Source organism: Streptomyces sp. NPDC044002 (assembly GCF_056434525.1).
In genome coordinates this window covers 19,316-33,642 of record NZ_JBWKEZ010000079.1, presented here as the reverse complement: position 1 = coordinate 33,642, position 14,327 = coordinate 19,316, and the positions used below count along the sequence as shown (strand labels likewise).

15 protein-coding genes are annotated in these 14,327 nt (G+C 73.3%); 8 read left to right on the top strand and 7 right to left on the bottom strand.

Going from position 1 to position 14,327, the window contains the following annotated elements:
- Window positions 1-198 precede the first annotated feature (198 nt).
- Window positions 199-1,137, top strand: a complete 939-nt coding sequence (locus tag AC07A6_RS36235) for a DUF5829 family protein (RefSeq protein WP_478779958.1) — start codon at window positions 199-201, stop codon at window positions 1,135-1,137.
- A gap of 110 nt (window positions 1,138-1,247) precedes the next feature.
- Here the strand turns inward: AC07A6_RS36235 and AC07A6_RS36230 are convergent, their stop codons facing one another.
- Window positions 1,248-2,144 carry a LysR family transcriptional regulator gene (locus tag AC07A6_RS36230; RefSeq protein WP_478779957.1) on the bottom strand — a complete coding sequence of 299 codons (897 nt, stop codon included), beginning with the start codon at window positions 2,142-2,144 and terminating at the stop codon, window positions 1,248-1,250.
- 148 nt (window positions 2,145-2,292) lie between these two features.
- On the opposite strand from AC07A6_RS36230, the gene AC07A6_RS36225 reads away from it, so the two are divergent.
- Window positions 2,293-3,345: a beta-propeller fold lactonase family protein gene (locus AC07A6_RS36225; RefSeq protein ID WP_362474418.1), complete on the top strand. Its 1,053-nt coding sequence runs from the start codon at window positions 2,293-2,295 to the stop codon at window positions 3,343-3,345.
- A gap of 71 nt (window positions 3,346-3,416) precedes the next feature.
- Window positions 3,417-3,803 (top strand): VOC family protein, encoded by a 387-nt coding sequence (locus tag AC07A6_RS36220; RefSeq protein ID WP_362474421.1) that lies wholly within the window; start codon window positions 3,417-3,419, stop codon window positions 3,801-3,803.
- On the opposite strand, the gene AC07A6_RS36215 is transcribed toward AC07A6_RS36220, so the two are convergent.
- Window positions 3,779-4,102, bottom strand: a complete 324-nt coding sequence (locus AC07A6_RS36215) for a DUF6332 family protein (protein WP_478779956.1) — start codon at window positions 4,100-4,102, stop codon at window positions 3,779-3,781. The genes AC07A6_RS36220 and AC07A6_RS36215 overlap by 25 nt on opposite strands.
- A gap of 144 nt (window positions 4,103-4,246) precedes the next feature.
- Between AC07A6_RS36215 and AC07A6_RS36210 the strand changes: the two genes are divergently transcribed.
- Window positions 4,247-4,696 carry a flavodoxin family protein gene (locus AC07A6_RS36210; RefSeq protein ID WP_478779955.1) on the top strand — a complete coding sequence of 150 codons (450 nt, stop codon included), beginning with the start codon at window positions 4,247-4,249 and terminating at the stop codon, window positions 4,694-4,696.
- A gap of 107 nt (window positions 4,697-4,803) precedes the next feature.
- Window positions 4,804-5,985, top strand: coding sequence for a serine hydrolase domain-containing protein (locus tag AC07A6_RS36205; RefSeq protein WP_478779954.1), 1,182 nt, complete (start codon window positions 4,804-4,806; stop codon window positions 5,983-5,985).
- A gap of 18 nt (window positions 5,986-6,003) precedes the next feature.
- On the opposite strand, the gene AC07A6_RS36200 is transcribed toward AC07A6_RS36205, so the two are convergent.
- Both AC07A6_RS36200 and AC07A6_RS36195 read right to left on the bottom strand, forming a co-directional pair.
- Window positions 6,004-6,687 (bottom strand): maleylpyruvate isomerase N-terminal domain-containing protein, encoded by a 684-nt coding sequence (locus AC07A6_RS36200; protein ID WP_478779953.1) that lies wholly within the window; start codon window positions 6,685-6,687, stop codon window positions 6,004-6,006.
- Window positions 6,688-6,739: 52 nt separating this feature from the next.
- The gene (locus tag AC07A6_RS36195) at window positions 6,740-7,816 is read right to left on the bottom strand and encodes a Glu/Leu/Phe/Val dehydrogenase family protein (protein WP_478779952.1); all 1,077 of its coding nucleotides are present in this window, start codon (window positions 7,814-7,816) and stop codon (window positions 6,740-6,742) included.
- A 77-nt stretch (window positions 7,817-7,893) separates the two neighbouring features.
- Here AC07A6_RS36195 and AC07A6_RS36190 point away from each other — a divergent pair, with 77 nt between their 5' ends.
- A complete protein-coding gene (locus AC07A6_RS36190) occupies window positions 7,894-8,352 on the top strand; it encodes an Lrp/AsnC family transcriptional regulator (RefSeq protein WP_478779951.1) in 459 nt (152 codons plus the stop codon).
- Here AC07A6_RS36190 and AC07A6_RS36185 read toward each other — a convergent pair.
- Complete coding sequence (locus AC07A6_RS36185; protein WP_478779950.1) at window positions 8,349-9,905, bottom strand: AMP-binding protein; 1,557 nt, start codon at window positions 9,903-9,905, stop codon at window positions 8,349-8,351. The genes AC07A6_RS36190 and AC07A6_RS36185 overlap by 4 nt on opposite strands.
- Before the next feature lie 233 nt (window positions 9,906-10,138).
- Here AC07A6_RS36185 and AC07A6_RS36180 point away from each other — a divergent pair, with 233 nt between their 5' ends.
- Window positions 10,139-12,490 carry a M9 family metallopeptidase gene (locus AC07A6_RS36180; RefSeq protein ID WP_478779949.1) on the top strand — a complete coding sequence of 784 codons (2,352 nt, stop codon included), beginning with the start codon at window positions 10,139-10,141 and terminating at the stop codon, window positions 12,488-12,490.
- A gap of 64 nt (window positions 12,491-12,554) precedes the next feature.
- Here AC07A6_RS36180 and AC07A6_RS36175 read toward each other — a convergent pair whose 3' ends face one another.
- The gene (locus AC07A6_RS36175; protein WP_478779948.1) at window positions 12,555-12,971 is read right to left on the bottom strand and encodes a carboxymuconolactone decarboxylase family protein; all 417 of its coding nucleotides are present in this window, start codon (window positions 12,969-12,971) and stop codon (window positions 12,555-12,557) included.
- Window positions 12,968-13,633, bottom strand: a complete 666-nt coding sequence (locus AC07A6_RS36170) for a class II aldolase/adducin family protein (RefSeq protein WP_478779947.1) — start codon at window positions 13,631-13,633, stop codon at window positions 12,968-12,970. The genes AC07A6_RS36175 and AC07A6_RS36170 overlap by 4 nt, the downstream gene beginning before the upstream one ends.
- 145 nt (window positions 13,634-13,778) lie before the next feature.
- Here AC07A6_RS36170 and AC07A6_RS36165 point away from each other — a divergent pair, with 145 nt between their 5' ends.
- Complete coding sequence (locus AC07A6_RS36165) at window positions 13,779-14,165, top strand: MerR family transcriptional regulator (RefSeq protein ID WP_478779960.1); 387 nt, start codon at window positions 13,779-13,781, stop codon at window positions 14,163-14,165.
- Window positions 14,166-14,327: the final 162 nt, after the last annotated feature.

Sequence of the window (14,327 nt, the reverse complement as noted above, 5' to 3'; positions counted from 1 at the left end):
CCTGCGGGGACCGGCCGGCCCGGCTACTAACCCCGGCCGGATGTGACCTGGGTCCTGTGGGCCGCCTCACCGCCCAGACCCCCCGATCTCACCCCGCGTAACCGGTCAGACCCGCTGCGGTGGGTGTCCCGCGTCACTTCCCGCCCCCGTCGCTTAATACACGGCGGAAATGCGCCACCGCCGCCTACGATCACGCGCATGTCGCATCGTCGTGTACTGAACGTATTAATGGTCCTCGTCGTGGCACTGACCGGATGGGTCGGGGGTGCCACGGGAATCGCGTCGGCTCAGGAGGAAGCGCCGCCTACGGGACGCCAGCTGCTGTTCTACAACCACGCCTACGGGGTGCTCGACCGGGAAACCGCCGATGCCATCGAGCACTCCGCCTACCTGCGGGACTTCGCCGACTTCCAGGTCCGCACCACGACCGGCTCGGGCGGCCAGACCTGGACCGGCCGTTATCTGATGGGCCGCGAGACCTACCTCGAACTGTTCGGCGTCGGTGACGTCCCCGGCCAGGACGGGACGCTCGGCGCCGGCGGGCTGGGGCTGTCCGCCGAACGGGCCGGGGACCTGGCCACGGTCACGGAGCGCCTGCGCGACCAGGGCGTGCCGAACCCGGTGACCTTCCGCCAGACCCGCGATTTCGGCGACGGGGTGCCGGTGCCGTGGTTCGACGCCGTCTTCACGAGCGGCACGTACGACGCCTTCGGCGCCTGGGGCATGGAGTACCTGCCGGAGTACTTCGCCGACCCGCGCAGCAAGACCGAGCCGGCCTCCTTCCCCGGTGACGTCGGCCGCGAGCGGTACCTGTCCGACGGCTACCGCGAGCGCCTCATGAAGGACGTGACCTCGATCCGGCTCGGAGTCACCGCGGGCGACCTGGCCAACACCGTGCCGCTCCTGCGGGCGGGCGGCTTCACCGTACGGGAGCTCCCCGGCGGCAGCGTCCTGGCACTGGGCGGCGGTACGACCGTCCGCCTGGACCCTGTGGCGCGCGAGCAGGCCGGTCTGCGCCAGGTCGAGATGTCCCTCAACCGCCCGGTGTTCACCCGCCACGAGGAGCGGATCGGCCGTTCGACCCTCGTGGTCGGCCCGGGCGACCGTGCCGTGTGGACGTTCGGGGCCGCGCAGTAGGAGGCCCCGGCAGGCAGGTCCGATGAGAGGGGGCGCCCCGTGGGCGCCCCCTTTCCGTCGGCCGGTCATGCCGTGACCGTTCCGGACCGGCCGTCGGGGCGCTCCTGGGTTCACCGGCGCGGCGGGGCCAGGACGGCGGCCGCCAGGTGTTCGCGGAACCAGCGGTGCCCCGGGTCGGCAGAGTTGCGGGGGTGCCAGGCCATGCCGAGGTCCAGGGGTTCCAGGTCGAGGGGGACGGGGAACGTCCGCAGTCCCATGGCCGCGATGGTGTCGGGGATCCAGTCCGCGAGGCTGAGTGCGACGAGGTCGGTGTCCCGGGCGAGCATCATCGCGCTGGTGTGGCTGGGCACCACGACCGCGGTCCGGCGCCGCAGGCCGAGCTCCGCGAGCGCGGTGTCGATGGGCCCGAGGCGCTTGCCGAGGCGGGAGATGCCGATGTGGTCGGCCGCGGCGAAGCGGCGGGCGTCGATCCGCGCGCCGAAGAGGGGGTGGCCGGTGCGGGCGATGCCGACCAGCGGGATCCGGGTGAGCTGCCGGGTGCGGATCTCCGGGTCCAGGTGTCCCAGGACGCCGAGTTCGACGTCCACCAGGCCCTGCCGCAGTCCGGGCCCGCCCTCCACCGCCTCCGGCAGGAAGACCACGTCCACCTGCGGGGCCTCCGCGTGGATCCGCTCGGTCAGGCTCCCGGCCAGGCCCACCAGCAGCAGGTCGGTGGCCTGAACGGTGAAGGTGCGCTGGAGGTGTACGGCGTCGAAGCCGGCGCCGGGCCGCAGCACGTTGTCGCAGCCGCGCAGCAACGCGCCGACCTCCTCCCGGAGTTCCACGGCGCGCGGGGTGGGGACCAGCCCCTGGCCGGCCCGGACGAGGAGCGGGTCGCCGACGGTGCGGCGGAGCCTGGCCAGCGTGCGGCTGACGGCGGCGGGCGAGGTGCCGAGGCGCTCCGCGGCCCGGGTCACGCTGTTCTCCTGGAGCAGGGCGTCCAGGACGCGCAGCAGGTTGAGATCCATCGTCGTCCCCCTTCCGAACTGGGTCTTTGCGTCTGGGGCAATGATTGGGTGTCAATCTTTGCATTGCTGTCGGACCCTTCGGCGCGGAGGGTGGGGGTGCCCGCGAAAACGCGTGGCGTCACCGCTTCACCCCGTTCAAGGAGCCGCTGTGCTGCAGTCCCCCCGTACCGGTCGAGAAGGCGATGTGCTGGCCGTCGTCAGCCAGAGCGGACCGACGGTGTCGTTCTTCGACGCCGCGTCGGACCGGCACCTCGGCGACGTGCACGTCCCCGCCGAGCCGCACGAGTTGTGCTTCGACGCCACGCAGCGCCTGCTGTGGTGCACGCTGACGTACCACTCGGGCTACTACCACGCGAACGGCGGGCGGCGCACCGAGCTGGCCGTCATCGACCCCGACACCCGCCGCGTCGTCGAACTCGTCGACCTCGCCCCCGAACACGGGCCGCACGGGCTGGCGCTGGACGCGGAGCGCGGGCGGCTGTACGTCAGCGTGGAGAGCGGCGACGACCGCCCCGGCGGTGTCGTGGCGGTCGACACGGCCAGCCGCCAACCGCTGGGCAGGATCGACACGGACGCGCCCGGCCCGCACTGGTTCGCCATCGACCCGGCCGGGCGGACGGGGTACGCCACCAACAAGGAGGCGCCGTTCGTGTCGGTCGTCGACCTGGAGCGGGGCGCCCTCACGGCGAAGGTCGAGGTGCCGGGCAGCGAGGGGCTCGCCGTCTCCGCCGACGGCGCGTACGTCTACGTCGCCGCGCCGTACGGGAACTTCGCCGGCGGCGGCGGGGAGCGGCCGGCCAACGGTCTGCGGGTCATCGACGCCCGGACGGCGTCCGTCGTCGACACCCTGCCCACCGAGAACGTCGTCCTCCCGGTGCACCTCACGTCCACGGGCAGGCTGCTCGCGGGCGAGCTGCGCATGGCCGCCGACCCGGCGTCGCAGCTCGGCCGCCACGCGCCGGGCCGCCTCACGGTCTTCGACGCCGGGACCCGCAAGCGGGTGGGCGAGGTCGAGGTCGGGCTGTTCCCGCTGACCATCAGCTCCTCCCCCGACGGCCGGCTCGCCTACGTGTCCTGCGTCATCTCCTCCACCGTCGATATCGTCGACCTGGAGACGCTGGAGCACGTGGGCCGCCTGGACATCGCCAAGCTCGGCGAACCCGGCGCCCACGGCCTGGCGTACATCCCGCGCCCGGCCTGAGCGCCGGCCGCCGGGAGCGTATGGTCTCAGCCGTCGGGGCGCGCGGCGCCACCCGAGGGAGAGCGGGGAGCATGGTTCACGTACTGGGCAGCAGGCTTCTGCTGCGCCCCACGGACCCGGAGCGTTCGCGCGCCTTCTACGGGGACACACTGGGGCTGGCCGTGTACCGCGAGTTCGGCACGGGCCCGGAGCGCGGCACGGTGTACTTCCTCGGCGGCGGTTTCCTGGAACTGGCGGGGCGTGCCGAGGCACCGCCCGCGCCCGGGCTGTGCCTGTGGCTCCAGGTCGCCGATGTACGGGCCGCGTACGAGGAGCTGCGCGGCCGGGGCGCCGATGTGCTGCGGCCTCCGTTGCGCGAGCCCTGGGGGCTGGTCGAGATGTGGGTGGCCGACCCCGACGGCGTGCGGATCGCCGTCGTGGAGGTCCCGGCCGATCACCCGCTGCGCTTCCGTGCCTGATCCCGCCCTCCGGTGTCCGGCCCCGCGTCCGGGTCGCCGGGCCGGGCCGTCGGGAGCCGGCGGTGCCGGTCGTACCACCAGAGGACGTGGATGACGCGGAGCACCGCGAGCATTCCGGCGATCGCGGCGCCGGCCTTCAGGAGGAACCCCTCGGCCGCGGGCGGAAGGTCCCAGACGGCGGCCGGCCACGCGAGCACCGCGAAGACGGCCCCGCCGAGGAGGCAGGCGCTGAGCAGCGCGTATCCGATCTCCACCGTCATCGCGTCCCGTTCGGCCTGACTCCGTCGTCTCGTCGTCATACCCGAAGGGTGGCACCGGGGCTCGGCCGCGGTCCACGGCTCCGCCGATACCTTTTCCGGGCCCGGGTGTCACATCCGGGCCCGCTGCGCTGTCCCCTCTGCGGATCGAACGAACCGAGACAGCCGAGAGAAGGGACCGCCCCGATGAAGTCCGTCATCGTCTGCACCTCCATGTCACACGGGAACACGCGCCGGGTCGCCGACACCATGGCCCGGGTCCTGGGCGCGGCGGTCGTCTCCCCCGGTGAGGCGGACCTCGCCGAGCTGGCCGCCGCCGACCTGGTGGGGTTCGGCTCGGGCGTCTACCTCGGCAGGCTCCACCCCGCCCTGACCGAGCTGGTGCGGGCGCTCCCGGGCGCGCGCGGGCGGGCCTTCGTGTTCGCCACGAGCGGGCTGCCCGAGCCGCGTCCGGCGCTCTACACCCGCCCGCTGGTCCGGCGCCTCGCCGGCAAGGGTTTCCGGGTCGAAGGGAGCTTCACCTGCCGGGCGTTGGACACCTGGGGCCCCTTCGGGCTCGTCGGAGGCATCAACAGGCAGCGGCCCGACGCCGGGGACCTGGCCGCTGCGCGGGCGTTCGCCGAGCGGCTGCGGTAGGGGGGACAGCCCCCGGAGCGGAACGGGGGGCAGCCGGATGGGCCGCCGGCACGGCGGTCCGGGAGGCTGGGCCGGTACGGGATCGGCGAGTTGAGCAGGAGCGACAGGTGAAGGCACGGGTACGGGCCGCGGCGCTGGTGGCGGCTGTGTGCGCGGTGGCGGCGACGGGCGTCTTCCCGGCGGCCGCCGCCGGGCGGGCGGGGACTGCGGGGGGTGCGGAGCCGGCGGGCCTGAGGGAGGCGCTCGCGCAGACGGTGGCGGACGGGTTCCCCGGGGTTGTCGCGTACGCCAGGCAGGGCGAGCGGGAGTCGTGGACGGCGGCCGGGGTCGCGGACACGGCGAGCGGCGAACGGGCGCGCCCGGACCAGCGGTTCCGGATCGCCAGCAACACCAAGGCGTTCGTGTCGACGGTCCTGCTGCAACTGGAGGGCGAGGGGCGGCTCTCCCTCGACGACAGCGTGGACAAGTGGCTGCCGGGCATGGTCCGGGGGAACGGCAACGACGGCCGGGCGATCTCCGTCCGGCAGCTGCTCAACCACACGTCGGGCCTCTACGACCCCACCAGGGAACCGGCGTTCTTCGCCCCCTACCTGGAACGTCACGACTGGGGCTACGTCCACACCCCCCGCGAGGTGATCTCGCGGGCGGTGCGGCACGAGCCGGACTTCAGGCCCGACGCCGGGAGGTGGGCGTACTCCAACACCAACTACCTGCTCGCCGGCCTGGTGATCGAGGCGGTCACCCACCGCAGCGCGCCCTCCGAGATCCATCGGCGCGTCCTGGCCCCGCTCGGGCTGAAGGACACGTCCTTCCCGCTGACCGATCCGGCCGTCCACGGGCCCCATCTGCACGGTTACGACCTCGCGGGACGCGACGTCACCCGGTTCAGCCCCTCCTACGACTGGACCGCCGGCGCCATGATCTCCACCGTCGGCGACCTGGCCCGTTTCCACCGGGCGCTGTTCACCGGCAAGCTGCTGCGTCCCGCACAGCAGCGCGAGCTCCTGACCACGGTGGAGTTCAAGGGTGCGCCGGCGTACGGACTCGGCGTGCAGCGCAGGGACGTGGCGTGCGGGCCGGGACCCGACGCCCGGCGGGTCCAGGTCTGGTCGACGGACGGCGCCGGACCGGGCTTCCTGAGCATGGCGCTCACCACCGTCGACACCGAGCGGCAGCTGGTCTTCGCCGTCAACGTCTACGACCTCGGTGCCGACGTGAGCAAGGAGCGGGTCCCCTTCCCCCTGGGGGCGGGGCTGCCGGCGGTCCAGGCCGCGGCGCTCTGCGGCTGAGGGTCCGCCGGCCACGCGTCAGCCGAGGGTGAGCCACCGGATGCCAAGACGCTCGACCCGCGCGGTCTCCGCCGGGTCGAGCGGCTCGCGCCCGGTGGCCTTGCGCAGCAGGGTGAGCCGGTCCCAGCCGAGGGCGCGGGTCGCGGCCGAGGGGTCGGGGCCGAGCAGCAGCTCCAGCACCAGGTCGGCGGCCTGCGGGGTCAGCCACGGCTCGCGGCCCAGCCCTTCGGCCAGGTCCAGGCCGTGGACGGCGACCTCGACCACCCGGGTGACCAGGAACTGCGAGAGGAGCATCGGGTCGCCGTGCCGGGTGCGCACGACGCGGTCGGCGGGCTCGGCGCGGCACAGCCGTTCCACCCGCCGCCAGGTCTCGGTGAAGTCCTCGGCGAGCGCGGCGCCGTCGGCCTGCCCGGACGCGTGGTCCCGGGCCAGGGCGATGCGGGCCGTGTTGGTCTGCGGTGCGAAGCGGTCGTCGGGCCGGTAGTACTCCACCGCGGACACCTCGGCCCTGCCGGGCGCCGGAGCGTCCAGCATGGCCGGCAGCCAGGCGATCACCACGCGTACGTGGCCCAGCAGCTCCCGTACGGACCACGGCGCGCATCGCGTCGGAAGGTCCCACTCCGCCTCCGACAGTCCTGCGACCGCCGTCGAGAGCTCCTCGGCTTCGAGGCGGAACGCCTCCAGTACCCGGCCCTGGTTCATGGTGATCAAGCTACCAACCGCTTCCCCGCCGCCGGCCGGGACGTGTCCCGCGTCACTCGTGACGGCCACGGACGCGTCGTGCGGCGAGTTCGGCGGCGGCGTCCGCGGGAGTGCACCGGTGGGTGCGGGCGGTGCGGAAGACCTGCCGGAGGGTGGCGCCGATGCCGTGGAGGCGCTCGGTCAGCCGTTCCTCGGACTCCCGGCGCAGCTCGACGCCGGTCGCGTGGATGACTCCGCCCGCGCTGACGACCGCGTCCGGCGCCCACAGGATGCCGCGTGCGGCGAGGAGCGCGGCGGTGGCCGGCTCGTCGAGTTGGTTGTTGGCCGGGCCGGCGACCGCGGCGCACCGCAGCAGCGGCACCGTGCGGGCCGTCAGCAGACCGCCGAGCGCGGCCGGCACGAGGATGTCGGCCTCCGTCGCGAGGGCGTCGTCCGGGTCGGCCCAGGCGGCGCCCAGTTCCCCGGCCAGCCCCCGGGCGGCCGGATCGATGTCGGTGACCACGAGCCGCGCCCCGGCCCGGTGCAGGAGCCGGGCCACATGGGCGCCGACCGCACCGAGGCCGATCACCGCGACGGTCCGCCCGGCGAGTTCCGGCGAGCCAAAGGCCTCCTCGGCCACCGCGCCCAGTGCGGCGAGGGTGCCGCGCGCGGTGTGGAGGGAGGAGTCGCCGCTGCCGCCGTCCTCGACGGGCCGGCAGCACACGCGCGTGGTGCGTTCGCCGATCACGGACATGTCGGCCGGGCCGCTCCCCACGTCCGGGCCCGTGAGGTAGCGGCCGCCGAGCGATTCGATCACGTCGCCGATGTCGTGGAGCAGCGCCGTGCGCTCCGCGCCGGCCGGCCGGGCGGCGGTGGGCAGGGCGACGACGGTCTTCCCACCGCCGTGTTCCAGGCCGGCCAGGGCGTTCTTCGCGGTCATCGCCTCCGCCAGTCGCAGGGCGTCCGCGACCGCGGCGGCGGGGTCCGGGTAGTGGGCGATCCGGCACCCGCCGGCGGCCGGGCCGAGAGCGGTCGAGTGGACGGCGACGGTGATCGGGAGGCCGCTGCGGCGGCCGCGCGCGACCTGCACCAACTCGTGGGAGGGGCGGAGGGGGTTGAGGGACAGGGCTGCTTCGAGTACGGCTGTCATGCCGTGAAGCTAGCCAGTCCGGCTGTGCTTGTGGGCGTTCGCCGAACGAAATTCGGCCCGACGGCCATAATCGCCGTATGGACGAACTTGATTCGGCGATCGTCCGGCATCTGCAGCGCGATGCGCGGCAGACCAACCGCGACCTCGCCCGTACCCTCGGGATCGCCCCGTCGACCTGCCTCGAACGGATCCGCGCGCTGCGGGCCCGCGGCGTCATCACCGGCTACCACGCCGCGGTCGACCCGGCCGCCCTGAACCGCCACGTCCAGGCGCTGATCCACTTCCAGATCCGCCCGCTCAGCCGGGCGGTCATCGAGGCGTTCAAGACGTACGCGGCCGGCCTGCCCGAGGTCAGCACGGTCTACGTCGTGACGGGGGGCGACGACATGATCGTGCACGTGTCCGTGCCCAGCGTGGACTACCTGCACGGCTTCCTCATGGACAAGTTCACCGAGCGCCGCGAGGTCGTCGGGTTCCGCACCTCCGTGATCTACCAGCACGCCCACAACCGGGTGCTCGAACCCCTGACGTCCTAGGGGGTGTGCGGTGCGGCGGCGCGGCTGCGGAGCAGCTTCTTGTCCGGCTTGCCCACGTCGGTCAGGGGCAGGGCGTCGGCGAAGACGATGCGGGCGGGCTCGTACATGGCGCCCTTCCTGTCCCGCACCAGGGCGCGCAGCTCCGCTTCGCCGACGTCGCCGCCCGGTGCGCGGACGACGACCGCGTGGACGCGTTCCGTGCGGTTGGCGTCGGGGACTCCGAGCACCGCGCTCTGCAGCACCTGCGGATGGGAGTTGAGCACGTCCTCCAGCTCCACCGTGTACACGTGGCCCCCGACCACCACGATCATGTCCTTCAGGCGGTCGACGATCGTGATGTAGCCGTCCGGGTCGACGAACCCGATGTCGCCGGTGTGCAGCCAGCCGTCCCGCAGTACTTCGGCGGTGAGTTCGGGCTGCTTCCAGTAGCCCTTCATCACGTGCGGGGAGCGTACGCAGATCTCGCCGTGCTCCCCGGCCGGCAGGTGCCGGCCGTCGGGGGCGCGTACGGCGACCTCGACGCCGTCCAGGATCTTCCCGGCGGTCCGCAGGAGTTCGGGGCGGGCCGGGTCGTGGTCCTCGGGGGTGAGCATACTGATCCCGCCCGCCTCGTTCTGGCCGTAGAACTGGTTGAGGACGGGGCCGAAGCGCCGGACGGCCGCCGCGAGGCGGGCCGGGGAGGAGGCGCAGCCGCCGTAGGTGAGCAGGCGCAGGCTGGAGGTGTCGGTGCGGTCGGCGTCGGGGTGGTCCGTCAACTGGTAGAGGAGCGGCGGCAGCAGGAACGTGTGGGTGATGCGCTCGCGCTCGATGGCGGCGAGCACGGGTCCGGCGTCGAAGCCGTCCAGCAGGACGACGGTGCCGCCGGCGTGCAGCGTACTGTCGGCCATGAGGCCGGCCGCGTGCGCGAGGGTGGTGCACACGAGGGTCCTGACCTGCTCCCCCTCGGACCAGACCGGTCCGGCCGACACCCACTGCCGGAAGGTCGTGCAGATGGCCTTGGGGTGGCCGGTGGTGCCGCCGGTGTGGCGGATGGTGCAGATGTCGTCGGGGCGCGCCGCACCGGGCAGGGCCGCGGAGGACTGCCCGGCGGCGAGCTCCACGAGGTCCGGACACGGACCCGGGTCCGTGTCGCGGCCCGCGCCGAGGAGGAGTACGCGTTCCAGCGGCACCCGCCGGGCCAGCTCTGCGGCGCGGTCGCGGTGAGCGGGGTCCGCGATCAGGGTCCGCGTCTCGACGTCGCGGAGGATGTCGGCGTGCACGTCGGCCGAAAGGCCCCCGTAGAGGTGGTTGACGGCGCAGCCGAGGAGGCCGGCGGCGTAGCGGGCCGCGATCGTCTCGGGGAGGTTGCCGGAGAGCAGGGTGACCGTCTCGCCGCGCCGCACTCCCCGGGAGCGCAGGGCGCGGGCCATGCGGTGCACGAGGTCCCGTATGTCACCCGCGCTCAGGCGCCGTTCCCCGTGGACTAAGGCCTCCCGGCCGGGTTCCTTGCCGAGGGCGTCGAGGATCTCTTCCACGTGGCTGCGGAACTGTCCGGTGATGTCGTCCATATCCATTCCCATTGGTTGACTTGAGCAACTAGTGGGAGGGTAGCGGCCGGTGATCCACTCGCCCAAGCCGGGCGCCGACATCCGGCCAACGCGCGGACGGCGCCCGCGGTTCGAATCCGCAGGCGGGGAATCCCGTCGGAGGTCTTCCGAAGTGAAGCCCCGTGTGCAATTTTACATGTCACATGTCAATCGCCGGTGTTCCCAGCACCTGGCCCCAACGGCCCCGGAGGCCCCCACAGATGCACCCCTTCCGGATATCGAAGGCAGGCGCGCGCAGACTTCCCGCGCGCAGACTTCCCGCGCTCGGCGCGGCCGCCTTCATCGCGCTCGGTCTGCTCACGCCGCAGAGCCATGCCGCGCCCGTCGGCGCCACGGCCCCGGCCGGCGCGTACGCGGGCCCCGCCGCTGCCCCGGCGCCCCGGTCGATCCCGGTCCCCAAGTCGCCGGACGCGATGGGCAACGGCTCCCGCCTGCGGATCTCCTCGCAGGACAGCACCGAGGAGTCCCGCCCGGCCCCCGCCCCCGCCGCCAAGGCCGCCAAGCCCGCGAAGGGCGACCAGCAGTCCTCCGCCGCCGCCGGGAGCGAGTGCGGCGACCTCTCCGGGGTGATCAACGCCACCGGCGGCGCACTGGTCCAGCAGCTCAAGGCGCTCCCCCAGATCACCTGCACCTACCCGCTGTTCGGCCTCACCGGGGAGAACGCGCGCAAGGCCTTCAACGAGGCCCAGATGGTGACGGTCGCGGGTGCGCTGCGCGACGCGTCCGCCGGCTACTCGGGCGACAACCGTGCCGCCATCGGCCAGTTGGTGCTGTTCCTGCGCGCCGGCTACTACGTGCAGGACAACCACGCGGACGTCGTCGGCCCGTACGGCACGGCGCTGGACGGCGCGGCCCGCGGCGCGCTGGACGCCTTCTTCGCCTCCCCGCGCAGCAAGGACGTCACCGACGCCAACGGCGAGATCCTGAACGAGGTCGTCACGCTGATCGACAGCACCCACACGGCCGGCCGGTACGCGGGCGTCGTCAAGTGGATGCTCGGCGGCTACGACAGCACCTGGCCCGGCCAGATGGACCTCGCCATGCAGCACGTCGAATGGGTCGTCGAGAACGGCTTCAAGGCCAAGAACGACGCCCGCGGCTGGCGGGCCGCCCTCAAGGCCGACCCCGCCATCCTCGACACGTGGGCCGGCTTCATCACCCGCAACGGCGCGCAGCTGAACCGCCTGGACGTCGTCAGCAACGTCGGCCGCCACCTCGGCAACGCCCTCGACGTGCCGGAGCTCAAGGACCGGCTCCGGCCGCTGCTGAAGGACCTCGTCAACCGCTACCCCAACGTCGGCCCCACGGCGCCGATCACCATGAACCTCGGCTGGTACACCCGCCAGTACGACAGGGGCAACTGCGCGGCCTACGCCATCTGCGACCTGGGCGAGCGCGTCCTCCCCGCGATCCTGCCGACCCAGCACACCTGTACCCCGGGCCTGAAGATCCGCGCCCAGGACATGTCCCCCGGCCAGCTGTCCGGCACCTGTACCAGCCTGGTCAACCAGGACGCCTACTTCCACCGGATCATCGGCGACAAGGGCGCGGTCCCCGGCGACCTGAACACCGACCTGGAGGTCGTCGTCTTCGACGACTACACCAACTACTCGCTGTACGCCTGGGCCATCTACGACATCGACGTCGACAACGGCGGCATGTACGAGGAGGGCGACCCGGCCGCCGCCGGCAACCAGGCCCGCTTCATCGCCCACGAGGCCCAGTGGCTGCGTCCGGCCTTCCAGATCTGGAACCTCAACCACGAGTACACCCACTACCTCGACGGCCGCTACAACATGGCCGGGGACTTCGAGGCCGGGATGACCACGCCCACCATCTGGTGGGTCGAGGGCATCGCCGAGAACATCTCGTTCGGCTACCGGGGCGAGCGGAACGCCGACGCCGTCGCCGAGGCCGGGAAGAAGACGTACAGGCTCAGCGAGCTGTTCGACACCGTCTACGGCCAGGACGAGGACCCCCAGGTCAACTCCGACCGGGTCTACCGCTGGGGCTTCCTCGCCGTCCGCTACATGCTCCAGGCACACCCCGCCGACGTGCAGACCGTCCTCGGCAAGTACCGGGCCGGTGACTGGAACGGCGCCCGCACCTTCCTGAAGCAGACCATCGGCACCGGCTACGACGCCGGATTCGCCACCTGGCTGACGACGGCCTGCGCGACCGACGGCTGCGGTCCGCTGCCGGACGCGGCCCCGGCCACCCCGCTCTGCACCGGCGGCGACCCCCGCCAGTTCGACGGCAACTGCCGCCGCGACGGCCTCGCGGCCGCCGCGGGCAACTACAGCTACCACTTCGTATACCTGCCGGCCGGCGTCAAGCAGCTGACCATCACCAGCAGCGGCGGCACCGGCAACGCCGACCTCTACTACAACGGCGGCACCTGGGCCACCACGAGCGGCTACCAGGCGAAGTCCGCCAACGCCGGCAACGGCGAGACCCTGACGATCGACAACCCGCCGTCCGGCTGGGTGTACTTCAGCCTCGCCGGCGCACAGGACTTCAGCGGCGTGAGCCTCTCCACGCAGTCCAAGTGACCTGCTGATCGCGGGTGCGGCGGTCCTGCCGCCACCGGTACCCGGGCGGGCCGGCCGCGTCCGCTCAGAGGTGCGCCGGGCCGTCCGGGCCGTCCTCCCGCGTCAGCAGTTCGGCGATGATCTCGGTGCCGAGTGCGTACGCGGGGACCCCGGCGGTGATGAGCGCGGTCTCCGCGACGCCGACGAGGTCGGCCATGGCGGCCCCGGCGTGCAGGGCGCCCTGGGCGTGGATGCGGGCGGGATGGGCCCGGCCGAGGGCCAGCAGCTGCCCGAAGTGGACGAGCTGCTGCACCCGCGCTCCCAGCGGGCTGTCCGTCAGCACGATGTGCCGCAGGGCCGCGAGGGCCTCCTCGGTGGGCAGCCGGCCGAACTCCTGGGCCAGACGCAGCCGGTCCTGCACCCCGCCGGGTACGGCGCCGAGGGTGGAGCGGTAGCGGTCGCGTACGGCTTCGGCACGGGCGGCCTGCGGGTCCGGCGTCACGAGGCGACCTTGGCGATCGCGGCGCGGACGGCTTCCTGGGCGCCCGGGGGGAAGTCGACGGCCCCGCCGATCGCCGCGGCGGCGATCTCGGCCTCGGCGCTCTCCTCGATGGCGACGACGAGGTGTGCGGTGGCCGCCGCGTCCGGGCCGAACACCAGCAGGCCGTGGTTGGCCAGCAGGACCGCGGCCGTGGTCGGGCGGCGTTCCAGCACCTCGGCGATGCCGCGTACCGACACGTCCGATCCGCGCGGTCCCCACGGGACGACGGGGATGTCCTCGGCCTGTCCGAAGCGCAGCATCGGCTCGGTGCGGCAGGGCAGGGGCCGGTGGGCGACGGCGAAGGCGGTCGCGGAGGGCGAGTGGGTGTGGATGACGGCGCCGACCCCGGGTCGGGCCCGGTACACCGCGCTGTGCATGGCGATGATCTCGGCGCTGACGGACTGCAGCTCGCCTTCGAGCACCTCTCCGTCGAAGCCGACGGTGGCGAGCTGTCCGGGGCGCAGGCCGCGGACGAAGCCGGGTGTCAGCAGGAGGCGTTCGCCGTCGAGCCGGGCGCTGAGGTTGGCGTGTCCGGAGTGGGACATCACCCCGGCCTCGAAGAGCTGCTCCGCGGCCCGCGCCAGTGCTTCCGCCCGCTCCTCGCGTACGTGCGTGTCGTTCATGCCGTATCTCCAAGTGTGCTGTCGGCGGGCGCTCGTTGCCCGCCGTCCTCGTGCCGACCACTCTTCAACTTGAACTAAGGTTCAAGTCAAATGCCGGGATCGCGGCCGGGCCCGCCGGCCCGAGGAGGAGGAGCGGAACGTGCGCATGACGATCGGCCGGCTGGCGGAGATCACCGGGGTTCCGGCTTCGGCCATCCGGTACTGGGAGCGGCACGGCCTGCTGCCGGAGCCGGAGCGGGTGAGCGGGCAGCGGCGCTATCCGCCGGAGGCCGCCGAGCGGATCACGGTCCTGCGCAAGTGCCAGCAGGCCGGTCTGACGCTGGTGGAGATCGCCGAGTTCCAGCGGGAGCAGCCGCAGCGGCAGGCGATGATCCGCGCCAAGATCGGGGAGATCGAGCAGCGCATGGTCGATCTCGAACACGCCCACCAGTTGATGACGCACGCCCTCCGGTGCGGGGAGGAGGACATCGTCAGGTGCCCCAGGTTCCGGGAGCAGATGGCGGCGTGGGAGACGGCGGATCCGGCGTCGTAGCCGGGCGGCGGTCCGCCGGACGCCGGACCCGGGGGGGGGGGGGGGGGGGGGGGGGGGGGGGGGGGGGGGGGGGGGGGGGGGGGGGGGGGGGGGGGGGGGGTGGGGGGGGGGGGGGGGGGGGGGAGGGGGGGGGGGGGGGGGAGGGGAGGAGGGGGGGGGGGT